Raw genomic sequence first — 24,991 nt, 5'->3', positions numbered from 1 at the left:
TGTCGAAAGCCCTGCCATGCCTGATCGTTTTATCGTCCAGCACCGCGAAGTCGGGATGCTGTGCATCTATCTGAAGCCGTCTGACAAGATCGGCCCGCGCCGCTTTTGGGGCGCAAGGCCGCTCTATCGCAAGCTGATCCGTACAGCGAAGGCAGACGACATCATCGACGCCGTCGCGCAGCACAGGTGGAGGGGAGCTTCGATTGCGAAGATCGAGCGAAGCTGCCCCTCTCTTATGTCGGTCAGCCTTATCGGCTAACGTCGCCGGAACCGTTCGCCCTCATATGTACGGACTGCATTGCCACGTTCGAGCTCGCGGTTCTGGTCCCACACTGCCCGCTTTCCTTGAATTTCACCTGCGCGGCGTCGATCATCAAGCGCCGCCGCCAGCTTCAGTCGTGCGATTTTCTTGTTGGCGAATTGCGACCGCTGATCTTGGGACACCGCGACCAGCCCTGTCGGCAGATGCGTCGCCCGAACCGCGCTATCGGTCTTATTCACGTGCTGCCCACCCGGCCCGGAAGCGCGGAAGGTTTGATATCGAATGTCTTGCTCTCGCAAATCCGGCGACTGCTCGTCGATCTGGATGGGTTGAACGCCCGCGAACCAGTTGCGCCGCTTGTGCAGGGGGCGGAACGGGCTGGTCCCGATCCAGCGGATCGTGCCGACACATAGGGCGGCGAACGCTTCTGCGCCGTCGCCCGATACGCGCAGCAATGCCGACGCCATCGGGGCCTGTATCGGCTCGAGCGGCTCGCAGAGGAGGCCTGCCGCCCTACCTTCCCAGCATAGGGCATGGGCCAGTTCCGCCACGACCCACTCGCACTCCTTCGGCCCCTGACCGGAGGAGAGGTGCAGGATGATCTCGGTCATGCGCGCCTCGTCTTGTAGGTGAGAAGCGGGCGCAGCGTTGCGACCAGATCGATCAGCCCCGCCGTTTCGAGATCGCGCACGACCTGATGGATGTCCTTGTACGCCTGCGGCGCCTCCTCATAAATCAGGTCGCGATCCTCACAGATTACCCGGCTGCCCAGTTTCGTTCGCTCGAGATCGGCGATGCTGAACCGGCGGACGAGTTTGTCCTTGGCCTCGCTGCGGCTCCATTTGCGGCCAGCACCATGCGCCAGCGAATGCAGCGCGGTGTCCGCCCGCTCCAGCCGGGGCCGGACCAGATAGGTCATGTCCCCGCGCGATCCGGGAATGACTACCAGGCCTTTGTCTGCGGGCGCAGCACCCTTGCGGTGCAACCATCCGCCCTGGTGCGGCGTGACGCTGTTATGGCAGATGTCGAGCAGGCGCTCACCAAAGGTCCCGATCCGATCGAGAAAGCGCTCCGCAATCAGCACGCGGTTGATCTCGGCCCAACGCATCGCGCCGTCATGCACCGCCAGATAGTTCGCACAGGCCGTATCGCCGGCAAACAACCCGCCGACATTATGCCGCGCAAGGTGCCCATCGAGGATGGCCTGGCCCAGCCCACGCGATCCGCTATGCACCATCAGATAGAGCGCGGCGGGATCAACCGCCGCGTCCCCGTCTCCATGCAGCGTCTCGACCCGCAGCAACTCGGCAAAATGGTTACCGCCGCCGATCGTACCCAGCGCTTCGGCGGCAAGGTCGGTTGCCAGCCCCGCCTCGACGAGACGCGCTGCAACATCGCCCGACCACGGATCGTCCAGACCCCGCAGCTTGCGCTCGGCGGCGTCGAGCCGAAACTTCCGCAGCGGCAAGCTCGCACGCCACAGGCCCATTCCGCAGCCGATGTCGCTGCCGACCAGATGGGGATAGACATGGCTGCGTGACCAGAACGCGGCACCCACCGCGATGCCGCGGCCGGCATGCAGGTCGGGCAGCCCGACGATGCGATCGATGCCTTCGAGCCGGGCGGTCTGGTGAAGCTGATCCACGGCGACCTGCTCGATCCAGCTTTCAGGCGACGAGACGATATGAATGGTTGCGTTGGTCATCGCACCGCATCCTTCCACCCGAGGTGCCGCTTGCCCGGCGGAACGGCATGTCCCTGATCGCGCCAGAACGATATGCGATCCTTCAGGACGCCGTCGCGGGGGTCGACATAGAGTTCACGGCCACGGCAGTTACGCCGGTCCGGACGCAGGACATGGCCTTCGCGCAACAATTCGCCATGACGGCCCCGTGTGATGCCGAAGATCACGAGATCGCGCAGATGTTCGCGAACGTGCATCTTTACGGTGCTACCGGTATCGAGCCGGGCACAGATTTCGCTGAACACATCGTCCCAGCGCCGACCGACGCGCCGCTGGAGAAAGCGCACGAGCGGGGCGAGATTCTCGTTGAGCGATTTCGAATAGGCCGCGCGCTCGCGGACGTGCCGTTTGAGACCGATTTGCTTAAAGTCGCTCTTGTCCTTCTTGAGTTTTACGGAAGGTGCATGCCGCGAGCCCCAGCGGGGACGCTCGACGATGACCTTGAACATGTCAGCGCGCATGGCGATTCTCCCAGAAAGCAGAGAGATCGGCCGGCGGACGTTGATTATAAGAAAGGGACGCGGCGCGATGGCCGCGAAAAGGGGTCAGGCGACCGCAGTCACCCGCACGGGAATTGCCCATGTTATATGTTCCTGAACTCGGAAAGCGGGAGTGATGACGGGTGCGGTTGCGGCTCGCATTTGCTCACTCCTTTTCTTGGTTCGAGAAACAGTGCGAGGGTCTTTACGCCAAGCTGTGGTGCCGATCAATGGGTTAGATATTTGTGCATCAGCATCGCCATCCGGATGATGTCCGCTTCCCGGCATCCGCCGTCCGATGCCTAATCACCGCCACCGGGGCACCTTCTGCGGGCCTGCTGCGAAACGTTGCATCAGCACCTTTTGCCAAAAGCAAACGGTCGTGGCGGCTGCTCTAAACGACCCGCCCTGGTCAGCACAGGTCCCGTTAGATACCAAGCTGCATGCCCCAAGGCGTTCTTCCGATGGTCGATTTGGCCATTGGAGAATGAATATGGGGATGTCCCAAACCGCACCCGCCGCCACTAAGCGGCAAGTCTGGAACGCCGGAAGATCTGTCGGCGCAAAGCGGGCGCTGAAACCGAAGCAAATATGGGAGATACGGTTCTACCTCAATCAGCGTAGCCGCTTGCGAGATCGGGCGTTGTTCGATCTGGCGATCGACAGCAAACTTCGAGGCTGCGACTTGGTCCAGATGAAGATCGGCGACCTCGTCAGCGGCGGACAAGTCCGAACACGAGCGATTGTCATGCAGCAGAAGACAGGCCGTCCGGTTCAGTTCGAACTGCTTCCAGACGCTCGCGCCAGCCTGCTGGCTTGGCTCGAACGGCGGGATGGCACGGTGGATGACTACGTCTTCCCCAGCCGGGTTGATCGGCATGGCCACCTTAGCACCCGCCAGTACGCCCGGCTCGTCGATGAATGGGTGACAGGGGGCGGTCTGATGCGAAGTGAGTATGGCAACCGCCAGGCCAGCACCTTCCGTGACGCCCAATCCATGATCGCGACCAGATAGAGAAAGCCTCGCCGCATCGGCAGGTACGTGATGTCGGCGCACCAGACGTGACCCGGCCGGGTGATCTCCAGATCGCGCAGCAGATACGGGTAGATCCGGTGCTCCGGGTGCGGATCGCTGGTCCGCGGACGCTGGTAGATGGGCGCAAGCCCCATCTGCGCCATCAGGCGCCGCACCCGCCGACGCCCAACCGCATGGCCGAGGCGGCACAGGTGCCGTGCCATCTGGCGGCTGCCGTACCAGGGATGATCGAGGAACGAGGCGTCGATCACCGCCATCAGCGCCAGCATCTCGGCTGTCTCCGGCACTGGCGCGTAGTAGAAGGATGACCGGCTGATCGACACCAGCCGGCACTGCGCCGCGATCGACAGGCTGGCATGCGCCCGCTCGATCATCTGCCGCCTACGCGCGACGCTCATCGCGCGAACCCCTTCGACAAAAAATCCCGCTCCACCACCAACTGCCCGATCTTGGCGTGCAGCTTCTCGATCTCGGTGTCGCCAGCGGCCTTCGCCGCCTCGGTCGCGCCCGAGAAGGTCGCAGACATGCCGTCTATCGCCTGCCGCTTCCATGTCGCGATCATCGTCGGGTGAATGCCGTGCTTGGCCGCCAGCTCCGCCAGTGTCAGCTCACCCCGGATCGCCTCCAGCGCAACCTTGGCCTTGAACTCGCCCGTATATCGCTTCCGCGTCGTCTTCATTGCCGTCCATCCCTCACGTCCGGGATAGCTTAGCCTCCTGTCCAGAAATCCGGGACCACCTCAGAGGTCAGTGTCGAATGCGGACCTCCAGCTGGCCATGCAGCCCTGCGCTAGAGCGTTTTCCGGCCAACGTGAGTCGAAGGGGGTTTCACAGGGACGCGCCGATCTGATTCACGGTGTTGGCTGGATGGAGGCCGGCGTGGATGGGCAAGCCGTTATCGATGGATCTGCGTTCGCGGGCACTGGCCGCGGTTGACGAGGGCATGCGTTGCCGAACTGCGGCGGTGCGGTTCGGTGTGGCGGCCGCGAAGGTGATCCGGTGGCACGACCAGCGCCGTAGCACGGGCACCTATCGTGGGTGCGACCAAGCCTTCTGACGCTTCTGACGGCATCGCTGCTGGTCAGCATCCTCTGCACGGCATTTCTCGCGAAGCACGCTTTCGCTGATCGACCGGGCGACGTCATCTGGCAGGCGTTGTCCGATGAACAGCGGCGCCAGCTACCCGATTTCATATCGTCGGGCTCGCTGACTGACGTGATGACCTGTCGATTGCCTGAGATGAAGATCGTCAAGGATCGGTGTGTGCCGCTACATCGCTCGGAATCCGAGGATGTACTCGGATGGCAAGTGCCACCGGAAGTCGCTGCACGCGCTGCTCAGCGGTGGAGCGCTGAGCGACCTTGAGTGATCGGCTCCCGGGTTGGCGGATTCGATGGGTAAGCCGCTCATAACTGCTCGGCTTGCTCTCGGGTAAGCTATCATTCGGGAGCGGCGATCAAGAAGGCCGGACCATTCCCGCTGGGATGGTGAACTTGACGTGACCCCCGTTTCTTCATCCAACTGGAAGTAGAGACCGTCTCCTTAAAGGGACGGACGGAATGAAGCGGAAGCAGTTTTCGGAAGAGCAGATCATCGGCATCCTGAAGGAGGCCGAGGCGGGTGCGGTGGTGACGGAGCTGTGCCGCAAGCACGGGATGTCGAGCGCGACTTACTATGCGTGGAAGGCGAAGTTCGGCGGCCTGGAGGTGTCCGACGCAAAGCGCCTGCGGTCGCTCGAAGAGGAGAACGCCCGGCTCAAACGGCTACTGGCGGACACGATGCTGGACAATGCGGGGTTGAAAGACCTGCTGTCAAAAAAGTGGTGACGCCCGCCGCGAAGCGGCAAGCGGTCGCGCATCTCCAGGCGACGCTGGGGATGAGCGAGCGGCGGGCATGCACGGTCGTTGAGGCAGACCGCACGAGCATGCGGTATCGCTCGTGCCGGGCGGATGATGGCGACCTGCGGTCGCGGCTGCGCGAGCTGGCGCAGCAACGCCGACGGTTCGGCTATCGGCGTCTGCACATCCTGCTGCGCCGGGACGGCATCACGATCAACCGCAAGAAGACCCAGCGGCTCTATCGTGAGGAGGGTTTGACGGTCAGGCGCCGGAAGGGACGAAGGCGCGCCACAGGCAGCCGTGCGCCCGCGTCAGTGCTGGCGCTTCCCAACCAGCGCTGGAGTCTGGACTTCGTCCACGACCAGCTCGTGACCGGCCGTCGGTTCCGCGTGCTCAACATCGTCGATGACGTCACGCGCGAATGCCTTCGGGCGGTGGTGGACACGTCGATCTCGGGCCGGCGGGTCGTGCGCGAGCTGGCCGATCTGATCGCCGAGCGTGGCAGGCCGAAGATGATCGTCAGCGACAACGGGACCGAACTGACGTCGAACGCGGTGCTCGCCTGGTCCGGCGATGCCCGCATCGAGTGGCATTACATCGCGCCGGGCAAGCCCACGCAGAACGGGTTCGTCGAGAGCTTTAACGGTCGCATGCGCGACGAGCTGCTCAACGAGACGCTGTTCTTCACCATCGGTCAGGCCCGCTCGATTCTGGCCCGCTGGGTCGACGACTACAACAACGAGCGTCCGCACTCCTCGCTCGGCTACGCCACTCCGGCAGCCTTCGCTGCCGGGCTCGAACAGCAACGGGCGGGGTTAACCCCGCCCGTTGCTTCACCTGCGCTTATGCGCGAAAACCACGGTCGGTCTCTGGTTGCCGCTGGATGAAAGACCGGGGTCACGTCAAACTGGGTAGCAATCCGGCTACCGCGACGGGGTAGGCCGCAATCCGCCATTAGCCCATTCTAGCCATACGTCCCGCCGTCGGCTTCCAGGCGCTGCCGCTCGCATTCGCTGCCGAGGAAATCGAGCAGCGCGCGAACCGATGGCAACAAGCCCCGCCGCGACGGGAAGATGGCGTGGACGATTTCCGCCGTCGGCCGCCACGCCGGCAGGGCGTGGACGAGGCGGCCCTGCTCGACTTCGCGCGAGATCATCATCGTCGTCAGTTGCACCACCCCGACCCCCGGCAGCGCCGCCTACCGCAGCGCTGCCGGGGGTCGGTGACGAGCCGCGGTCAATGCGGCAGCGTCGCCGTCTGCCCGTCCGGCCCTTCCAGTTGCCGTTGGTGATCGCGCCCCGCGGGGCGGAGGTCGAGGCTGAGCAGGGCGGCGAGGTCGACCGGTGAGGCCAGGCGTTGCGGGATCAGCCCCGGACTGGCGACTAGGCACGCGCGGTGGTGTCCAGCCGGCGCATCACGAGGTCGCTGTGGCCGAGCGGCGGAAAGCGCACCCGGATCGCGACGTCGAACCCCTCGGCCATCACATCCAACCTGCGGCCTCACGCTGGCGGTGATGATGCCGTAGGCAGCGTAGCGCCGACGCCCGCCATAGTCGTAGGACACGTTGAAATCCTGCGTCTATAGCGCGACCCGCGACTTCACACGTCCATCGGCTGTGACCGGACCGCCGGCGTCCACCTCGCCGCGAAGATTGTTTCAGCTAATAGCAAGTAAGGTGCCATTTGGCGTCAATGTCGAGGTTTGCCGCTTGCGCAACAGATGGACGGCGCCACCCGGCCAGCGACTCCGGAGAAAAGGTCAACTGGGCCGCGCCGAATCTCGGCACGTTCATAGATAGTCATGTCGCGCCGAGTATCCCGGATAGCCGATGGGAGACACCCCATCAATGAGGTAGGCGTCGAGGGAACACTACGCGATGTATAGTTCTGCCACCCGGATATCACGCCGGACACAGTGATTCCCGGCGTCGTCAGCACTACGTGTTCAAGCGTGAAGGGCGTGCGTAGCCGAGCCTCCTTCGCGTCACGACTGCGACCGTTTGTGGAACGTCCTCCTCGGGTCTAGGGGCAAATCCTCTTGTCAATTCACTTGTGTAAGTAATGATCGAACCTCTATTCAAGTTCTAGAATCACCGCATCCACGGCCAAGCTGTCGCCGGTCTTGACGGAAATCGTCTTGACAATGCCGGTCTTCGCGGCGCGCAGGATGTTTTCCATCTTCATCGCCTCGACGACCGCCAGCGGCTGCCCGGCTTCGACCGGGTCCCCCTCGGCCACGTCGAGGCGGACGAGCAGGCCCGGCATCGGTGCGATGAGGAATCTGGACAGGTCCGGCGGCACCTTTACGATCAGGTGCCGCGCGTAAGGCGCCGCGCGAGCGGGAAGAACGCGCACCGTGTGGCTGGTCCCGCGCGTGGTCAGGCGGAAGCCGGTGCGAGTCCTGGCGATGCGGACATGGAGCGTCTCGCCCGCCTCGTCCTCGACCGCGATCATCCGGTCGCCCGGCGTATAGGCGATGGCGAGGTCCAGAGCCGCCCCATCGACGATGAGGCCGTCGGTCGACACGTTGACCTGGTGGTCCGCCCCGCCGATCCGTACCGTCCAGTCGGCGGGCGGTTGCAGCCGGTGGCCGAGTTGGCCATCGATCCGGCGTGCCCGGTCTGCCTCGGCGGTAGCGGCGAAGGCAGCGACGGCGGCGAGCGTGCGGGTCAGTTCGTCGCTGGAGGGCGCACCCTGGAAGCCGTCGGGATATTCCTCGGCGATGAAGCCGGTCGACAGCGCGCCGGAGCGGAAACGCGGATGCTGCATCAGTGCGGAGACGAAGTCGATGTTCGTCCCCGGCCCGGCGATCTCGAACGCGTCGAGCGCCGCGATCTGGGCATCGATCGCGGCTTCGCGGGTCGGGGCCCAGGTGACCAGCTTGGCGATCATGGGATCGTAGAACATGCTGACCTCGCCACCCTCCGCGACGCCGTCATCGACGCGGACGCGGATGGCGTCGTCCCGTTCCTCGGCAGGCGGGTTGTAACGGACCAGCCGCCCCGTCGAGGGCAGGAAGCCGCGATACGGGTCCTCGGCATAGACCCGGTTCTCGATCGCCCAGCCGGTCAGCGTCACCTCGTCCTGCGTGAAGGACAGCGGCTCTCCGGCGGCCACGCGGATCATCTGCTCGACCAGATCGAGGCCGGTAATTTCCTCGGTCACGGGATGCTCGACCTGGAGCCGCGTGTTCATCTCGAGAAAGTAGAAGCTCTTGCCGGTCGTATCCGCCCCCGACACGATCAACTCGACCGTGCCCGCCGAATAATAGCCGACCGCACGGGCCAGCGCGACCGCCTGCTCGCCCATGGCGCGGCGCATCTCGGGGGTGACGAAGGGCGACGGGGCCTCTTCGACCACCTTCTGGTGGCGGCGCTGGACCGAGCATTCGCGCTCGCCGAGATAGACGATGTTGCCATGCTGGTCGCCCAGCACCTGAATCTCGATATGGCGGGGACTTTCGATGAACTTCTCGATGAAGACGCGGTCGTCGCCGAAGCTGGCCAGGCCTTCGCGCTTGGTCGCCTCGAAGCCCTCGCGCACGTCCGCTTCGGACCAGGCGAGCCGCATCCCCTTGCCGCCGCCACCCGCGCTGGCCTTCATCATGACGGGGAAGCCGATCTCACTGGCGATGCGCACCGCTTCCTCGGTATCGGCGATCTCGCCCAGATAGCCGGGGACGACATTGACCCCGGCGGCCTTGGCCAGCTTCTTGGATTCGATCTTGTCGCCCATCGCGGCGATGGCGTTCGGCGGCGGGCCGATAAAGGTCACGCCCGCCTCGGCACAGGCCTTGGCGAAGCTCTCGCGCTCCGACAGGAAGCCGTAACCGGGATGGATCGCATCCGCGCCGGTGGCTTTCGCGGCGGCGAGGATCAGTTCGGCCTTGAGGTAGCTCTCGGCGGCGGGAGCGGGACCGAGGCGGATCGCTTCGTCTGCCAGCCGCACATGCGGTGCGCTGGCATCGGCATCCGAATAGACCGCAACCGTGGCGATGCCCATGGCTCTGGCGGTGCGGATCACCCGGCACGCAATTTCCCCGCGATTGGCGATCAGGATCTTCTGGAACACGGGAATATCTCTCCTTTTATGTCGTTGGTCCGTGTCGTCTGTCGTCTACCACCCCGGCCTTCGCTGGGGCGGTCGGGATGAGGGGTAACAGCATTACTCCGCTGCGAACCGCATTGGCTCGGCGCCCTCCATTGGCTTTAGGCCCAGCTTCGCGAACAGCGCCGCGTCCGCGCTGTCGCCGCGGTTGCCGGTGGTCAGCAGCTTGTCGCCGGTGAAGATCGAGTTCGCCCCCGCCATGAAACACAGCGCCTGCGTCGCCTCGGACATGCTCTCGCGGCCGGCGGACAGGCGGACCATGCTGAGCGGCATGGTGATCCGCGCGACCGCGACCGTCCGCACGAATTCGATATCGTCGATCTTGGCGAGCGGCGTATCGGCGAGCATGTCGCCCAACACGGTGCCCTTCACCGGGACCAGCGCGTTGACCGGCACGCTCTCGGGATGATGCGGCATGGTGGCGAGCGCATGGACGAAGCCGAACCGGTCCTCACGCGTCTCGCCCATGCCGACGATGCCGCCGCAGCAAACGTTGATGCCCGCCGAGCGGACATGGTCCAGCGTCTCCAGCCGCTCGCCGAAGCTGCGCGTGGTGATGACCTCGCCATAGCGATCGGGCGAGGTGTCGATATTGTGGTTGTAGTAATCCAGCCCCGCCGCCCCCAGCCGCCGCGCTTGATCGGGCGTCAGCATCCCCAGCGTCATGCAGGTTTCCATCCCCATGCCGCGCACGCCCTCGATCATCCGGACGATCGCGTCCATGTCGCGGTCCTTGGGATTGCGCCACGCCGCACCCATGCAGAACCGCTGCGAGCCGGCATCCTTCGCCTCCGCCGCGCGCTGGAGCACGGCCTGCACGTCCATCAGCTTGGTCGCCTTGACGCCGCTGTCGGCATGGACGGATTGCGAGCAATAGCCGCAATCCTCCGGACAGCCGCCGGTCTTGATCGACAAGAGTGTGCACAGCTGCACCTCGCCGACCGCATGATGCGCGCGGTGGGTCGATTGCGCGCGCCACATCAGTTCGTCGAACGGCAGGTCGAACAGCGCGGCGATCTCTTCGCGGGTCCAGTCGGTACGCAGGTCGGTCATTACTCGGCAGCATCCTGTTCGGGGGGCATGTTGTGACCAAGCAGCCGCAGCACGTCCTCGGCCGCCGCGATCAAGTTCGTTCCGGAGCCGAAGATCGCCTGCACACCCGCGTCGCGCAGTGCCTGATAGTCCTGCGCGGGGATGACGCCGCCTGCGACCACCTTGATGTCGGGCCGCCCGGCATCCTTCAGATGGCCGATCAGTTCCGGGATGAGCGTCTTGTGCCCGGCCGCAAGGCTGGACGCGCCGACGATATCCACATCGCGATCGAGTGCCAGTCCGGCCGCCTCCGCCGGCGTCTGGAACAGCGGGCCCGGCACAACCTCAAACCCCAGATCCCCGAACATCGAGCTGACGAGGTTGGCGCCGCGGTCATGCCCGTCCTGCCCCATCTTGGCGACGAGCATCCGCGGGCGGCGGCCCAGGCGGCGCTCGGTCGCCTCGACGCCCCGGATCAGCCGGGCCCAGCGTTCGTCCTCACTATAGGCGCCGCCATAGATGCCCTTTACCGGCGTAGGCTGCGTCCCAAAACGGCCGAAGACATCCTCCATCGCCGACGATATCTCGCCCAGCGTCGCCCGCGCCCGGGCCGCGTCGACGGCCAGCGCCAGCAGATTGGCCTTGCCCCGTGCGCCATCCCGCAAAGCGTCCAGCGCGGCGCGGCAGGCCGCCGCGTCACGGTTCGCCCTGACCGCCTTGATCCGCCGGATTTGCGCCTCGCGCACCGCGACATTGTCGACGTCGAGGATGTCGATCGGGTCTTCGTCGGCCTTGCGATACTTGTTGACGCCGACGATCACGTCCTCGCCCCGGTCGACGCGGGCGGCGCGGGCAGCGGAGGCTTCCTCGATCATCGCCTTGGGCCAGCCCGCCGCGACCGCCCTGGCCATGCCGCCTTCGGCCTGCACCCGCTCGATGATCTCCCACGCGCTGTCGACCAGGCTCTGCGTCAGGCTTTCGACATAATAGGAGCCGCCGAGCGGATCGACGACCCTGGTCATCCCCGTCTCTTCCTGGATCACGATCTGGGTGTTACGCGCGATCCGGGCGGAGAAGTCCGTGGGGAGCGCGATCGCCTCGTCGAGGGCGTTGGTGTGCAGCGACTGGGTGCCCCCCAGCATCGCTGCCATCGCCTCGATCGTCGTGCGCATGACGTTGTTGTAGGGGTCCTGCTCGGTCAACGACACGCCCGACGTCTGGCAGTGGGTGCGCAGCATCTTGCTGCGTTCGTCCTTCGCGCCCAGCTGCGTCATCGCGCGATGCCAGAGGACGCGCGCGGCACGCAGCTTGGCGATCTCCATGAAGAAGTTCATGCCGATCGCGAAGAAGAACGATAGCCGCCCAGCGAACCTGTCGATATCGAGGCCCGAAGCGACGCCGTATTTCACATATTCCATGCCGTCGGCGATGGTGAAGGCGAGTTCGTGGAGCTGCGTCGCCCCCGCCTCCTGCATGTGATAGCCCGAAATCGAGATGCTGTTGAACTTCGGCATCTCGCGGCTGGTGTAGCCGAAAATGTCCGAGATGATCCGCATGCTCGGTTCGGGCGGGTAGATATATGTGTTGCGGACCATGAACTCCTTCAGAATGTCGTTCTGGATGGTCCCGTCGAGCTTCGCGCGCTCGACACCCTGTTCCTCGCCTGCGACGATGAAGAAGGCGAGGATCGGGATCACCGCGCCGTTCATCGTCATGCTGACCGACATCTGATCGAGCGGGATGCCGTCGAACAGGATCTTCATGTCCTCGACACTGTCGATCGCGACGCCCGCCTTGCCGACGTCGCCGACCACGCGCGGGTGATCGCTGTCATAGCCGCGATGCGTGGCGAGATCGAAGGCGACGGAGAGCCCCTTCTGCCCGGCCGCGAGATTGCGGCGGTAGAAGGCGTTCGATTCCTCCGCAGTCGAGAAGCCGGCATATTGCCGGATCGTCCAGGGACGGCCGGCATACATCGATGCGCGCACACCGCGGGTGAAGGGCGCGAAGCCGGGCAGGCCGGGGTCCCAGTCCTCGATATCGTCCGCCGTATAGAGCGGCTTGACCGTGATCCCCTCCGGTGTCCGCCAGTCGAGATCGCGGCCCTTTACCTCCTTCGTGGCGGCGGCCTGCCAATCGGCAAGAGTCGGCTGCGTTTTGGGTTCCGGCTGCGCAGGTGCAGGCGGCGCGGCGCCGGCATCCTCGCTGCGGTTGCGTTCGATCTCGGCCATTTTACGCAAAGCTCCACCCCGGCGCAGGCCGGGGTTCAGTTGGAAAGGTGGTTGTAGTGGAGCGAAGCGCCAACCAAGCGCCGTCCCCCAACTGGGCCCCGGCGTTCGCCGGGGCGGGAGTCCCGTCAATGGCCATGCGGCGTCTCCATCAATTCGACCAGCACCCCGCCCATGTCGCCCGGGTGGATGAAGACGATCGGCGTGCCATGCGCGCCGGTACGCGGCTCGCCCAGCACGGTCGCGCCCTTTGCCTTTAGTTCGGCAACCGCGGCATGGATGTCGGGCACCTCGAAACAGACATGATGCTGCCCGCCCGCCGGATTCTTTCGCAGGAAACCGGCGATGGGCGAGGTATCGTCATAGGGCTCGATCAGCTCGATCTGCGTGTTGGCCGCATCGATGAAGCACACCTTCACCCCCTGCGCCGGCAGATCGAACGGCTCCCCGATCGCGGTCGCGCCGAGCAGGGTCCGGTAGGTTTCGACCGACTTGGCGATAGACGGCGTCGCGATGCCGACATGGTTGAGGCGGCCGAGGGTCATAGATCGGTACTCTGAAGTGCGATCAACGTCAGAATGGCGGATGTCATCAAGATAATCCCCAGCACCCCCGCCGCAGCCGTCATGACGATCGTCGTCCAAAAATGAACAGGCCTCGTCGCGCGCGGGTAGTCGCCTTTGCGACCGCGAGCGACGCCATCCCGAACTTCGCGGACCGCGGCACGCGGACAATGAACGGTCAGCAGGCCTCCGAAGCCCAACATGAGCAGCGCGGTGATCGCATCCCTACTCACAGCGGAATATTGTCATGCTTCTTCCACGGGTTCTCCAGCGCCTTGCCCCGTAGCTTCCGCAGACCCAGCGCGATCCGGCGGCGGGTGGAGTGCGGCTGGATCACCTCGTCGATGAAGCCCTTGCTCGCCGCCACGAACGGGTTGGCGAAGCGCGCCTCATATTCCGCCGTCCGCTCGGCGATCTCTTCCGGGGTTCTCCCGCGAAAGATGATCTCCACTGCGCCCTTCGCGCCCATCACCGCGATCTCGGCGGTCGGCCAGGCGTAATTGAGGTCGCCGCGCAGATGCTTGGACGCCATCACGTCATACGCACCGCCATAGGCCTTGCGCGTGATGACGGTGATCTTCGGCACGGTCGCCTCGGCATAGGCGAACAGCAGCTTGGCGCCGTGCTTGATGATGCCGTTATGCTCCTGCGCGGTCCCCGGCAGGAAGCCCGGCACGTCGACGAAGGTCACGATCGGAATCTCGAACGCATCGCAGAAGCGGACGAACCGCGCCGCCTTCTTCGAAGAATTGATGTCGAGCACGCCCGCCAGCACCATCGGCTGGTTGGCGACGAAGCCGACCGTCCGCCCCTCGATCCGGCCGAAGCCGCAGAGGATGTTGGCGGCATGGGCCGGCTGGATCTCGAAGAAATCGCCCTCGTCGACGACCTTCGCGATCAGCTCGTGCATGTCATAGGGCTGGGCGGCGCTGGCGGGGATCAGCGTGTCGAGGCTTTCCTCGATCCGGTCCCAGTCGTCGGCGGTCGGGCGCTCCGGCACCCCCTCGCGGTTCGACAGTGGCAGGAAGTCGATGAAGTCGCGCGCCGCCAGCAGCGCCTCGATATCGTCCTCGAACGCCACGTCCGCCACGCCGGTCTTGGTGGTGTGCGTCACCGCGCCGCCCAGCGCTTCCTGGGTGACGACCTCGTTGGTCACCGTCTTCACCACGTCGGGTCCGGTGACGAACATGTAGCTGCTATCCTTCACCATGAAGATGAAGTCGGTCATCGCGGGGCTATAGACCGCGCCGCCCGCGCACGGGCCCATGATGAGCGAAAGCTGCGGCACCACGCCCGATGCCAGCACATTACGCTGAAACACCTCGGCATAGCCGCCGAGCGATGCCACGCCCTCCTGGATGCGCGCGCCGCCCGAATCGTTCAGGCCGATCACCGGCGCGCCGACCTTCATCGCCATGTCCATGATCTTGCAGATCTTCTGCGCGTGTCGCTCGGACAGCGAGCCGCCGAACACGGTGAAGTCCTGGCTGAACACGAACACCAGCCGCCCGTTGATCGTGCCCGAACCGGTCACCACGCCGTCGCCGGGCACCACCTGCTCGGTCATGCCGAAGTCCACGCAGTTATGTTCGACGAACATGTCGAGTTCCTCGAAGCTGCCCTCGTCCAGCAGCACGTCGAGCCGCTCGCGCGCGGTCAGCTTGCCCTTGGCGTGCTGCGCGGCGATGCGCTTCTCGCCGCCACCGGCACGCGCGGCGGCGCGGCGGCGTTCCAGTTCGACCGAGTTCGAGCCCATCGTCAACGCCGCCGGGTGATGGTCTGGGCGTTGGTATATTCCATCAGCCCCTCGGTCCCGCCTTCGACACCCAGCCCCGATTGCTTCATGCCGCCGAAGGCGGCGAGGGGGGTAAGGTGCTGCGTTTCGTTGATCCAGACGGTGCCGCTGACGATCCTCGCGGCGAGGTCCATCGCGGCGTCGGGATCGCCGGTCCAGATCGAGGCACCCAGGCCATATTCGCTAGCATTCACCCGCTCGATCACCTCGTCTACCTCGTCGAACTTCAGGAGGGGGAGGATGGGGCCGAACTGTTCTTCCTGGACGATGCGGCTGTTCTCGGGCGGGTTGTCGAGGATCGTGATGGGGACGAAATATCCGGGTGTCTCCGCCGCCTCGCCGCCGAGCAGGAAGTCATAGCCCTTGGTCCGCGCGTCGCGGATCAGGTCGAGCACCCGCTCATATTGCGGGCGGTTGTTGATCGGGCCCAGCCGCACGCCCTGCTGCGCGCCGTCACCGACCTGCACCGTCCTGGCATAGGCGACCAGCGCGTCTTTGAGCGGTTCATAGACGTCGCGGTGGACATACATGCGCTTGGTCGCAATGCAGATTTGGCCGTTATTGGCGAAGGCGGCCCAGAAGAGTTGCTCGGCCAGCGCCTCGACATTCGCGTCGGGCAGGACGATCGCGGCATCATTGCCGCCCAGTTCCAGCGTGACCCGCTTCAGCGTGGCCGAGGCGCTCTGCATGACCCGCCGCCCGGTCGCGGTCGATCCGGTGAAGCTGACCTTGTCGATACCGGGATGCTCGGTCAGCCAGGGGCCGAGCCGGTCGCCGCCGGTCACGACGTTGAGGACGCCGGGCGGCAGGATGGTCGCGGCCAGCTCACCGAATTTCAGCGTCGTCAGCGGTGTGAAGGGGGAGGGCTTCAGCACCATCGTATTGCCCGCCAGCAATGCCGGGCCGACCTTGAACATCGCCAGCACCATCGGGAAGTTCCACGGCGCGATCGCGCCCACGACACCGATCGGGACACGGCGCGTCTCGCTATAGCGCTCGGCGGAATCCTCATTGACCGTCACCGGCAGGTCGAGCGTCGCCGCCCCTTTTAGCCAGAGCCCTGCGCCTATCACCTCGTTGAAGGCATCGCCGTGCGGCTTGCCCTGTTCGGCGGTCAGCAGGCGCTTGAAGTCCTCGGCATGGGCGATCACCGCGTCGCCCAGTTGGTCGATCAGCGCGCGACGCCGGGCGATGGGGGTGGCGGCCCAGCCGGGAAAAGCGACGCGGGCGGCGGCCACGGCAGCGTCGAGATGGTCGGGGCCCGCGTCCGGCGCCTGGGCCAGCACCTGCTCGGTCGCGGGGTTGAGCACGTCGAACTGCTTGTCCGAGGTCACCGGCTTGCCGCCGATCGTCATGCGGAACGACGTATCGAAGTCCATTGCGCTCTCCATCTCCGGCGGTCCCGTCGGTCGCGGTCCGCTCTGTCTGTGCAATGGGCGCTATCAGATCATGCGCAAGGAACGCAGGACCCCCGCAAGAAATGTCAAAAAGCGCGACAGGTCCATGCAAAGCCGCCTGACCGGACCTGATCTACACATGATCCAGCAAGAGGCCGTCACAGAGTCTCTGCAAAAATAGGAGAGGGCTATGAGGGCCAGGATCAGCGCGGCGCTGCTTACCAGTGCGGCAATCGTGTTCCCATTTGCGGCACAGGCGCAAAGCACCGACGCAGGGCAGCAGGGCACGCCACCCATTACCGAGGCAACGCCGACCACCACCGCCTCGCAGGATGGTGCATCGTCGGGCGACATCATCGTGACCGCCCAGCGGCGCGCCCAGTCGATCCTGACCGTTCCCATTGCCATTTCCGCCATCGGTGGAGACGCGCTGGTCACGAAGGGCATCACCAATTCGGCCAATCTGGCGGTCGCGGTGCCCAATCTCCAGGTCAGCAGCCCCTACGGCCAGACGCAGCCCAATTTCTCGCTGCGCGGCATCAGCGTCGCCAACGAGTATAATTCCAACCAGGCGTCGCCGATCGGCGTCTATATCGATGACGTCTATCTCGCCAGCCGTACCGCCCATGGCATGGGCCTGTTCGACCTCGACCGGGTGGAAGTGCTGCGCGGACCGCAGGGCACGCTGTTCGGCCGCAACACGACGGGCGGTGCGATCAACTTCATCACCAAGGGGCCGAGCCTCCACGGCAATGAAGGCTATGCCGAGGCGGGTTACGGCAATTTCAACACCTTCACCGCGCAAGCCGCGGTCGAGGCGACGATGGTCGAGGACCAGCTGGGCGTTCGCATCGCGGGCAATTATGCCAAGGGCGACGGCCAGATCCGCAACGTCTATCCCGGCGGCCGCGACGGCAACTCGCAGGATACGTTGCAGGGGCGGGCGTCGCTGCGCATCCGGCCGGGCAATGGGGCGCTCGACATCAAGCTGAAGGTCTATGGCGGTCGTGACCAAGGCACGCAGGCCGCGATCCATGGGCTGGGCGCCTTCCGTACCGGCCTGGGCTTTTTCGAGACCAACGAGAACCGCATCGGGCTGAACCGGACCGAGGCCTATGGCGGATCGGCGACCATCGCCTATGACGTGTCACCGACCGTGGTCTTCACGTCGATCACGTCGCGCGACGGCGGCAAGCAGAATCTCCAGCAGGCGGCCGACGGATCGCCGCTCGACATCCTCGATATCAACTGGCGGTCAAGCTTCCAGCAGTTCAGCGAGGAGGCGCGGTTCAACTATAACGGGACGCGGCTGAAGCTGGTCGGTGGCGGCTTCTATGGCTGGGACGAGGTCATCACCGACAATCGGTTCAACATCGGCCAGGCGATCGCGCCGACGGTCAATGGCGGTTTCTTCCAGCATTACCGCCAGGTCCGCCGGTCCTACGCCGTATTTGCGCAGGGCGATTACGACCTGACCGAGCGGTTGAGCGTGACGCTGGGCGCGCGCTACACCTGGGATCGCAGCCAGTATCGCGACGGCTATGCTTATCTGTTTGCGGGCAATATCGGCGGGCCGGAAACACCGCTGGCGACCACGGTCCCCTGCGCCGGGCCGCCGGGAACATGCCCTTACAACCCCAATGCCCGGTTCGCGCTGGACGGGCGCAACAATGCGCTGACCGGGCGCGTCTCGCTGAACTACACCTTCGAGGGCGGTACGCTGGTCTATGCCAGCTATAATCGCGGCTATCGTTCGGGGGCGTTCAACGGTGGCGGCTACACCTCGTCGGCGGGCATCAACTATATCGCGCCGGAACGGGTCAATGCCTATGAAGTCGGCATGAAGGGGCGCTATTTCGACAATGCGCTGACCCTGACCATGTCGGGCTTCTATTACGACTATATCAATCAGCAGGTGCAGGACACCCGGCCGGGCCCCGTGTCCTTTCTGGTCAACGCGCCCAAGGCCGAGGTCTACGGCGTCGAGGGCGAGGCGCGGTGGCGTCTGACCCCGGCGGTGACCGTGAATGCGTCGGCGGGTTATCTCCATGCGACCTACAAGGAACTGACCCTCCAGAATATCCGGCTGGACGGCAACGACCTGCCCTTCGCGCCACGTTTCACCGCGCAGGGCGGGGTGGACCTGACCCTGTTCCGCAACGGCAATGACGGGCTGACTGTCTCGCCCAGCGTCGCCTATTTCTCGCGGCAATATTTCTCGCCCTTCAACACGATCAACGTGGCGGGGACCGGGCAGCAGAATAGCGAGTTGCAGCAAAAGGGGTTCGCCAAGGTCAATCTGACCGCCGCGCTGACCACCGGGCGCTTCACCATCAAGGCGTTCGCGACCAACCTGCTGAACGCCAAGACCTATGCTTACGGCCTCGACCTGCGCGGGGCGGGCTTCCCCTACAACTTCCTCGTTCCCGCCGCCCCGCGCACCTTCGGCGGCTCTGTCCGGGTGGCATTCTGACATGGCGACGATCACGACCCCCGACCTGAAGGACCCCGGCCTCTATGAGGCGGGGGTCCCGTATGACCTCTTCGCGGAACTGCGCCGCGACGATCCGGTCCACTGGAACCCGGAACAGGATGGTTCGGGCTTCTGGTCCGTGATGCGCCATGCCGATGTCGTCGAGGTGTCGCGCCAGCCTCTGCTGTTCTCCTCTGCGCATGAGAATGGCGGGCACCGCATCTTCAACGAGAATGAAGTCGGGCTGACCGGCGCGGGTGAGTCCGCCATCGGCATCCCCTTCATTTCGCGCGATCCGCCGGTGCATACCCGCTATCGCAAGTTCGTCATGCCCGCCCTGTCTCCGGGGCGGCTGGGAGACATCGAGACGCGCATCCGCGACCGCGCGACGAAGCTGATCGACGCGATCCCGCTGAACGAAGCGGTCAACATCGTGCCGCTGCTCTCCGCGCCGCTGCCGCTGATGACGCTCGCCGAGCTGCTGGGCGTTTCGATCGACCTGTGGCCCAAACTCTATGACTGGACCAACGCGTTCGTCGGCGAGGACGACCCCGAATTCCGCCAGAGCCCCGAGGCGATGGCGGCGACACTGGGCGAGTTTTTCGCCTTCGGGCAGGAGTTGTTCGAGGCACGGCGGGCCGAGCCGACCTCGGACATCGCGTCGCTGCTCGCCAATGCCGAAATCGACGGGCAGCCGGTGCCGTTCCGCGACTTCATCGGCAACCTGATCCTGGTGCTGGTCGGCGGCAACGAGACGACGCGCAACTCGCTGAGCCACAGCATCGTCGCCCTGTCGCAGAACCCGGACCAGTGGGACATCATCCGCCAGAACCGCGACGTCCTGAAGACCGCGACGCCGGAGATGGTGCGCTATGCCAGCCCGGTCATGCACATGCGCCGCACCGCGATGGAAGATACCAGCGTCGGTGGACAGCGCGTGGCGAAGGGGGACAAGGTCGTCCTCTGGTACATCTCCGCCAATCGCGATGAGAGCGTGTTCCCCGAGGCCGACCGCTTCCTCGTCACCCGCAAGGGCGCGCAACATGTCGGTTTCGGATCGGGACAGCATGTCTGCGTCGGCTCGCGCCTGGCCGAAATGCAGCTGCGCGTCGCGTTCGACTTGCTCGCGGATCGTGTTACATCTTTCGAGGTGCAAGCACCGCCGCGACGGTTCCGGTCGAACTTCATCAACGGCCTCAAGAACCTCGACGTCATTCTGCGGGCTGTATGAGGAGAGATGGATGTGGCAGAGCTTTCGCCCAACAACGAAAAGATCATCGCCAACACGCTCGGCCGCGCGCCGGATCGCAGCGTCAACCTGGGATCGTGGCAGTTCGCGCGGTGGCGGCAGTTCATCGGCAGCTATGAACTGCCCGCGCTGGTCGATCCGGTGTTTGTTGTCCATGTCGGCGGCAAGCCCGATACGCGACTGTGGGAAGCCGATCAGTGGAGCCGTTCACGCTCCATTCCCGGCTGTGCCACCATCGTTCCCGCTGGGTGCAGCACGGGCTGGCGGATCGATGGCGAGTTGGACGTCGTCACCGTCTCGGTGCCGATGGACCGATTGCAGGACCAGCGCGCGGTTGACCGGTTTCGCGAGATGCGCTTCGCCTTCGCCGATCCGCTGGGCATCGCGCTGACCCGGCAAATCCTCAGCGAACTCTATGCCGCGCAGACGGTCGAGAGGACTGCCTATATCGGCACGCTGCTCGACGCCTTGAAGATGCACACGTTGCGCAGCTCGCCGCCGAGCAGCGAGGGGGCGTTTCCCAGCGCCGATTTCTCCGCCTATCGCATCCACCAGATCATGAACGACATCCTCGGGCGGCCCGAGGAGGATCATTGCCTGGAGGCGCTGGCGGCACAGGCGGGGCTGACGCCCTCGCACTTCTGCCGCGTGTTCAAGCGGGCGACGGGCGTGACCCCGCATCAATATGTGATGAAGGCCCGGCTGGATCGCGCCCGCGACCTGCTCGGCCAGTCCGACCTTTCCATCGCGCAGGTGGCGGAGATGACCGGCTTTACTAGCCAGAGCCACTTCACCCGCGCCTTTCGCCAATATGCCGGGGATACGCCCAGCGGCTGGCGCCACACCGTTCAATAGAGGCCATCCATGCAGACCATTGCCGCCGTCGCCCGTCAGCCGCATGGCGACTTCACCCTGGAAACCGTCGAGATCGAGACGCCCCGTGAAGGCGAAGTGCGGGTTCGGATCGCAGGTGTGGGGCTATGCCACACCGACCTGATATTCCGCGACCAGTTCGTGCCCTATCCGCTGCCCGCCGTGCTGGGCCATGAGGGGGCAGGAGTGATCGAGGCGCTGGGGCCGGGCGTCGAGGGATTGGCGGTCGGCGATGCGGTGGTGCTGGGCTTTTCGAGTTGCGGGCATTGCGCACGCTGCGACGAGCACCTGCCCAGCTATTGCCGCGAATTTCCCGCGCTCAACTATGCGGGCATGCGGCTGGAGGACGGGTCCAAGGCCTATTCCAAGGACGGCGAGGCGATCTCCTCGCATTTCTTCGGCCAGTCGAGCTTCGCTGCACAAGCCATCGTTCGCGCGCGCAACGTCGTGAAGGTTGAGGACCCGGCCGCGCCGCTGGCGATCCTGGGGCCGCTGGGCTGCGGGTTCCAGACCGGGGCGGGGGGCGTGATGCGCTCCATGGCGTGCCATGCGGGATCGTCGATCGTCATCGTCGGCGGCGGGCCGGTCGGGCTGGCCGCCGTCATGGGCGCGAAGATCCGGGGCTGTACGACGATCATCCTGGTCGAGCCGGTCGAGAAACGCCGCGACCTCGCCCGCGAACTGGGCGCGACGCATGTGATCGACCCGATGGCGGACGACGTGACCGCCGCCATTCGTAAGATCGTGGCCGAGGGCGTGGATTATGCCTTCGACACCAGCGGCCGGGTCGAGATGATGGAGGCGGTGCTGGCTGCGCTGACCCCGCGCGGGATGCTGGGGCTGGTCGGCGTGCCGGGCAAGGCGGAGGCGGCGCTGACCATCAATATTGCGGGCATGATTACCTATGGCCAACGCGTCGTCGGCATCATGGAAGGCGACAGCGATCCGCAGAGCTTCATTCCCGAGCTGATCGCCGCGCACCGGGACGGGCAATTCCCCTTCGACAGGCTGGTCCAGACCTTCCCGCTGACTGAGATCAACGAAGCGATCGAGGCGCAGAAGCGCGGCGATTGCGTCAAGGTGGTGCTGATCCCGTGAGTGCCGCGCATTATGATGTGCTGATCGTCGGTGGCGGTCATGCAGGCGCGCAGGCGGCAGTGGCGCTCCGGCAGGAGAAGTTCGACGGCTCCATCGCGATCCTGGGGGCCGAGCCGCATCCGCCCTATGAGCGCCCGCCACTGTCAAAGGAATATCTGTCCGGGGCCAAGCCGTTCGAGCGTATCCTGATCCGGCCCGAGCGTTTCTGGGCGGAGCGGGCGGTGACGCTGCTGCTCGGTGAGACGGTGGTGGCGATCGATCCCGCCGCCCGGTCGGTATCGACCGAAAGCGGCGTGAGCATCGGTTATGGCGAGCTGATCTGGGCGACCGGCGGCGAGCCCCGGCGTCTGAGCTGTGCAGGTCATGACTTGAAGGGCATTCACGCCGTGCGCACCCGCGCCGATGTCGACCGGTTGCTGGACGAGCTTGCCACGGCCGATCGGATCGTCGTGATCGGCGGCGGCTATATCGGGCTTGAGGCGTCGGCGGCGCTCACGAAAATCGGCAAGACCGTCACGCTGGTCGAGGCGCAGGACCGGGTGCTCGCGCGGGTCGCGGGCGAGCCCTTGTCGCGTTTCTATGAGGCTGAGCACCGGGCGCATGGCGTGACGTTGATGCTCGGCGTCGGCGTGTCCTGCATCGAGGGCGAGGATCAGGTGACCGGCGTCCGGCTGAATAGCGGCGAACTGCTGCCCGCTGACTTGGTAATCGTCGGCATCGGCATTGTTCCCGCCATCGCGCCGCTGGTTGAAGCGGGCGCGGAGTCGGGCAATGGCGTGATCATTGATGCTCATTGCCGCACCAGCCTGCCCCATGTCCACGCCATCGGCGACTGCGCGGCGCATCCCAACCCTTATGCGGGGGGCGCGGTGATCCGGCTCGAGTCGGTGCAGAACGCCAATGACCAGGCGGTGACGGCGGCGCGCGATATCGTCGGGCGGCCGGTGGCGTATGACGCGGTGCCGTGGTTCTGGTCGAACCAATATGATCTGAAGCTCCAGACCGTCGGCCTGTCTGCGGGACATGACGCGGCGGTGCTGAGAGGCGATCCGGCGACGCGGAGTTTCTCGGTGGTGTATGTGCGCGGGGGGCGGGTGATCGCCATCGACGCGGTGAACGCGATGAAGGACTATGTCCAAGGCCGCGCGCTGGTGCAGGCGGGGGCGGTCATCGCGCCCGACCTCCTTGCGGATACGACGCGACCGTTGAAAGACCTTCTTTCAGCCTGACGCGGCATAGCGGTCGCGCAGCAGCCGCTTGAACAGCTTGCCGGTCGGTTCGCGGGGCAGCTCGTCCAGAAACGCGAACCGGCGCGGCGTTTTCACCCCGCCCAGTTCGCGCCGGGCGAACGCCTGCAATTCCTCGGCCAGCGCAGCGTCGCCGGCAATCCCGGCGGCGGGCTGGACGATGGCCATCACGGTCTCGCCCATCTCCTCACACGGCACGCCGATCACCGCCGCATCGGCGACCTTGGGATGGGTGACGAGCAGGTTTTCAATCTCCTGCGGATAGATGTTCACCCCGCCCGAAATGATCATGAAGCTCTTGCGGTCCGACAGGAACAGATAGCCGTCCTCGTCCACCCTCCCGATATCGCCCAGCGTCGCCCAGCCTTGCGCATTATGCGCCTCGGCGGTCTTGGCGGGGTCGTTGAGATAGGAGAAAGCTGGGCCGTCGCTGAAGAAGACATTGCCCGTCTCGCCCGGTGCCAGTTCGCCGCCATCGTCGTCCAATATGTGCAACTGGCCCAGCACCGCGCGCCCGACCGAGCCCGGCCGTTTCAGCCATTCCTCGCTGCTCAGCGCGGTGATGCCGCAGCATTCGGTGCCTGAATAATATTCGTGCACGATGGGGCCCAACCAGTCGATCATCGCCCGCTTGACCGGCACCGGACAGGGGGCGGCGGCATGGATCACGGCGTGCAGCGAGGACAGGTCATGGCCCAGTCTTTCGGCATCGGGCTGCTTGAGCATCCGCACGAAATGCGTCGGTACGAAGGTCGCGTGGGTGACGCGGTAGCGTTCGATCAGCGCCAAGGCCGTATCCGGCTCGAACCGCTCCATGACGACGACGGTGCCGCCCAGCTGCTGCGCCGCCATCGCCCAGCGCAACGGGGCAGCGTGGTAAAGAGGCGAGCTGGACAGATAGACCATGTCCGGCCCCATGCCGTACAGCGCCTGGCCCATCCGCATCAGCGGGGTCGGTGTGTCGATCGACCCGGTAGGCAGCGGCGGCATCACGCCCTTGGGCCGCCCGGTGGTGCCCGAGGAATAGAGCAGGTCGGTGCCCGCGCTCTCGTCCGCGATCGGCGTTGCGGGATGGCCGTTGGCGGCAAAATTCCACTCGGCGAACAGGGCATCCGATCCCGTCCAGCGATAGGTCAGCAGCGTCGGCATGTCCGCCACCGCTTCGCGCGCCAGATCGGCATAGGCGGGGGATACGACCAGCAACTTTGCGCCGGAGTCGCGCAGGATATAGGCCATGTCGCGCGCGCTCAGCTTGCACGAGATCGCGGTCTGGTAGAGCCCCGAACGCTGCGCCGCCCAGCCCAGGATGAACGCCTCCGGCGCATTGGCGAAGACGGTGGCGACGACGTCGCCACGCTTCAGTCCCAGGGCGCGAAGCAGGTGCGCGCTCCGGTTCGACGCGGCATCGAGTTCGGCAAAGCTGATCGTTGAGCCGGTCCCGCCCATGATGATGGCGGGCTTGTCGGGATGGCGTGCGGCATGGTTCGCCGGATGCATCGGGCCTCTCCTTTTATCTTATGTCTCTTGCGAACCACGGTCGCGGGCCACCCGGCAACGGCGGCGCAAGAAATG

The 24,991-nt window shown here is 65.2% G+C and carries 18 protein-coding genes and 2 pseudogenes; 8 read left to right on the top strand and 12 right to left on the bottom strand.

The window, feature by feature from the left end:
• Nucleotides 1-16: 16 nt before the first annotated feature.
• A complete protein-coding gene (locus tag QE379_RS14795) occupies nt 17-259 on the top strand; it encodes a hypothetical protein (protein WP_307001631.1) in 243 nt (80 codons plus the stop codon).
• Here QE379_RS14795 and prfH read toward each other — a convergent pair.
• The 3 genes from prfH to QE379_RS14780 are packed head-to-tail and all read right to left on the bottom strand — an operon-like array spanning nt 256 to nt 2,455.
• Nucleotides 256-873: a peptide chain release factor H gene (prfH, locus tag QE379_RS14790; RefSeq protein WP_307001629.1), complete on the bottom strand. Its 618-nt coding sequence runs from the start codon at nt 871-873 to the stop codon at nt 256-258. The two genes, QE379_RS14795 and prfH, sit on opposite strands and share 4 nt — an antisense overlap.
• Nucleotides 870-1,967, bottom strand: coding sequence for an RNA ligase RtcB family protein (locus QE379_RS14785; protein ID WP_307001627.1), 1,098 nt, complete (start codon nt 1,965-1,967; stop codon nt 870-872). The genes prfH and QE379_RS14785 overlap by 4 nt, the downstream gene beginning before the upstream one ends.
• On the bottom strand, nt 1,964-2,455 hold the full coding sequence (locus tag QE379_RS14780; protein WP_307001625.1) for a hypothetical protein: 492 nt from the start codon (nt 2,453-2,455) through the stop codon (nt 1,964-1,966). The genes QE379_RS14785 and QE379_RS14780 overlap by 4 nt, the downstream gene beginning before the upstream one ends.
• A 523-nt stretch (nt 2,456-2,978) precedes the next feature.
• On the opposite strand from QE379_RS14780, the pseudogene QE379_RS14775 reads away from it, so the two are divergent.
• A pseudogene (locus QE379_RS14775) lies at nt 2,979-3,446 on the top strand (tyrosine-type recombinase/integrase); the annotation flags it as partial.
• Here the strand turns inward: QE379_RS14775 and QE379_RS14770 are convergent.
• A pseudogene (locus QE379_RS14770) lies at nt 3,446-4,200 on the bottom strand (IS3 family transposase); the annotation flags it as partial. The pseudogenes QE379_RS14775 and QE379_RS14770 overlap by 1 nt on opposite strands.
• Nucleotides 4,201-5,079: 879 nt before the next feature.
• On the opposite strand from QE379_RS14770, the gene QE379_RS14760 reads away from it, so the two are divergent.
• Nucleotides 5,080-6,245 (top strand): IS3 family transposase gene (locus tag QE379_RS14760; protein WP_373461797.1). Its coding sequence is split into 2 segments (ribosomal slippage): nt 5,080-5,341 and nt 5,341-6,245, totalling 1,167 coding nucleotides; the frame shifts between segments, so codons are not numbered across the junction.
• A 77-nt stretch (nt 6,246-6,322) separates the two neighbouring features.
• Here the strand turns inward: QE379_RS14760 and QE379_RS14755 are convergent.
• From QE379_RS14755 to QE379_RS14725, 7 genes are all read right to left on the bottom strand, one after another.
• The gene (locus QE379_RS14755; RefSeq protein ID WP_373461862.1) at nt 6,323-6,550 is read right to left on the bottom strand and encodes a LysR substrate-binding domain-containing protein; all 228 of its coding nucleotides are present in this window, start codon (nt 6,548-6,550) and stop codon (nt 6,323-6,325) included.
• Nucleotides 6,551-7,430: 880 nt separating this feature from the next.
• Nucleotides 7,431-9,428 (bottom strand): acetyl/propionyl/methylcrotonyl-CoA carboxylase subunit alpha, encoded by a 1,998-nt coding sequence (locus QE379_RS14750; RefSeq protein WP_307001622.1) that lies wholly within the window; start codon nt 9,426-9,428, stop codon nt 7,431-7,433.
• A gap of 93 nt (nt 9,429-9,521) precedes the next feature.
• Entirely contained in the window at nt 9,522-10,517 is a 996-nt protein-coding gene (gene bioB / locus QE379_RS14745) for a biotin synthase BioB (RefSeq protein WP_307001620.1), read from the bottom strand.
• Nucleotides 10,517-12,727, bottom strand: coding sequence for a methylmalonyl-CoA mutase (gene scpA, locus QE379_RS14740; protein WP_307001618.1), 2,211 nt, complete (start codon nt 12,725-12,727; stop codon nt 10,517-10,519). Before scpA ends, bioB begins: the two co-directional genes overlap by 1 nt.
• Before the next feature lie 125 nt (nt 12,728-12,852).
• Entirely contained in the window at nt 12,853-13,269 is a 417-nt protein-coding gene (gene mce / locus QE379_RS14735; protein WP_307001616.1) for a methylmalonyl-CoA epimerase, read from the bottom strand.
• 247 nt (nt 13,270-13,516) lie between these two features.
• A complete protein-coding gene (locus tag QE379_RS14730; RefSeq protein WP_307003244.1) occupies nt 13,517-15,043 on the bottom strand; it encodes an acyl-CoA carboxylase subunit beta in 1,527 nt (508 codons plus the stop codon).
• Between the two features lie 2 nt (nt 15,044-15,045).
• Nucleotides 15,046-16,461, bottom strand: coding sequence for an aldehyde dehydrogenase family protein (locus tag QE379_RS14725; protein ID WP_307001615.1), 1,416 nt, complete (start codon nt 16,459-16,461; stop codon nt 15,046-15,048).
• Nucleotides 16,462-16,669: 208 nt separating this feature from the next.
• Between QE379_RS14725 and QE379_RS14720 the strand changes: the two genes are divergently transcribed.
• From QE379_RS14720 to QE379_RS14700, 5 genes are read left to right on the top strand one after another with little or no spacing between them, the layout of a single operon-like run.
• A complete protein-coding gene (locus tag QE379_RS14720) occupies nt 16,670-18,952 on the top strand; it encodes a TonB-dependent receptor (RefSeq protein ID WP_307001613.1) in 2,283 nt (760 codons plus the stop codon).
• Between the two features lies 1 nt (nt 18,953).
• A complete protein-coding gene (locus tag QE379_RS14715; protein WP_307001610.1) occupies nt 18,954-20,183 on the top strand; it encodes a cytochrome P450 in 1,230 nt (409 codons plus the stop codon).
• 12 nt (nt 20,184-20,195) lie between these two features.
• On the top strand, nt 20,196-21,056 hold the full coding sequence (locus QE379_RS14710; protein WP_307001609.1) for a helix-turn-helix domain-containing protein: 861 nt from the start codon (nt 20,196-20,198) through the stop codon (nt 21,054-21,056).
• A 9-nt stretch (nt 21,057-21,065) separates the two neighbouring features.
• On the top strand, nt 21,066-22,172 hold the full coding sequence (locus QE379_RS14705) for an NAD(P)-dependent alcohol dehydrogenase (protein WP_307001607.1): 1,107 nt from the start codon (nt 21,066-21,068) through the stop codon (nt 22,170-22,172).
• Nucleotides 22,169-23,401 carry an NAD(P)/FAD-dependent oxidoreductase gene (locus QE379_RS14700; RefSeq protein ID WP_307001605.1) on the top strand — a complete coding sequence of 411 codons (1,233 nt, stop codon included), beginning with the start codon at nt 22,169-22,171 and terminating at the stop codon, nt 23,399-23,401. The genes QE379_RS14705 and QE379_RS14700 overlap by 4 nt, the downstream gene beginning before the upstream one ends.
• Here QE379_RS14700 and QE379_RS14695 read toward each other — a convergent pair.
• Complete coding sequence (locus QE379_RS14695) at nt 23,393-24,916, bottom strand: acyl-CoA synthetase (protein ID WP_307001603.1); 1,524 nt, start codon at nt 24,914-24,916, stop codon at nt 23,393-23,395. The two genes, QE379_RS14700 and QE379_RS14695, sit on opposite strands and share 9 nt — an antisense overlap.
• Nucleotides 24,917-24,991: the final 75 nt, after the last annotated feature.

Origin of the sequence: Sphingomonas sp. SORGH_AS_0879 (assembly GCF_030819175.1) — a bacterium.
Lineage (GTDB): Bacteria > Pseudomonadota > Alphaproteobacteria > Sphingomonadales > Sphingomonadaceae > Sphingomonas.
This window is presented reverse-complemented; position numbering and strand designations above follow the sequence as displayed.

Excerpts from the sequence above, each read along its gene's own strand:
- QE379_RS14795 (WP_307001631.1), top strand. The coding sequence starts at position 17 with ATGCCTGATCGTTTTATCGTCCAGCACCGCGAAGTCGGGATGCTGTGC.
- QE379_RS14695 (WP_307001603.1), bottom strand. The coding sequence starts at position 24,916 with ATGCATCCGGCGAACCATGCCGCACGCCATCCCGACAAGCCCGCCATC.
- QE379_RS14725 (WP_307001615.1), bottom strand. The coding sequence starts at position 16,461 with ATGGACTTCGATACGTCGTTCCGCATGACGATCGGCGGCAAGCCGGTG.
- QE379_RS14715 (WP_307001610.1), top strand. The coding sequence starts at position 18,954 with ATGGCGACGATCACGACCCCCGACCTGAAGGACCCCGGCCTCTATGAG.
- scpA (WP_307001618.1), bottom strand. The coding sequence starts at position 12,727 with ATGGCCGAGATCGAACGCAACCGCAGCGAGGATGCCGGCGCCGCGCCG.
- QE379_RS14720 (WP_307001613.1), top strand. The coding sequence starts at position 16,670 with ATGAGGGCCAGGATCAGCGCGGCGCTGCTTACCAGTGCGGCAATCGTG.
- bioB (WP_307001620.1), bottom strand. The coding sequence starts at position 10,517 with ATGACCGACCTGCGTACCGACTGGACCCGCGAAGAGATCGCCGCGCTG.
- mce (WP_307001616.1), bottom strand. The coding sequence starts at position 13,269 with ATGACCCTCGGCCGCCTCAACCATGTCGGCATCGCGACGCCGTCTATC.
- QE379_RS14785 (WP_307001627.1), bottom strand. The coding sequence starts at position 1,967 with ATGACCAACGCAACCATTCATATCGTCTCGTCGCCTGAAAGCTGGATC.
- QE379_RS14705 (WP_307001607.1), top strand. The coding sequence starts at position 21,066 with ATGCAGACCATTGCCGCCGTCGCCCGTCAGCCGCATGGCGACTTCACC.
- prfH (WP_307001629.1), bottom strand. The coding sequence starts at position 873 with ATGACCGAGATCATCCTGCACCTCTCCTCCGGTCAGGGGCCGAAGGAG.
- QE379_RS14730 (WP_307003244.1), bottom strand. The coding sequence starts at position 15,043 with ATGGGCTCGAACTCGGTCGAACTGGAACGCCGCCGCGCCGCCGCGCGT.
- QE379_RS14780 (WP_307001625.1), bottom strand. The coding sequence starts at position 2,455 with ATGTTCAAGGTCATCGTCGAGCGTCCCCGCTGGGGCTCGCGGCATGCA.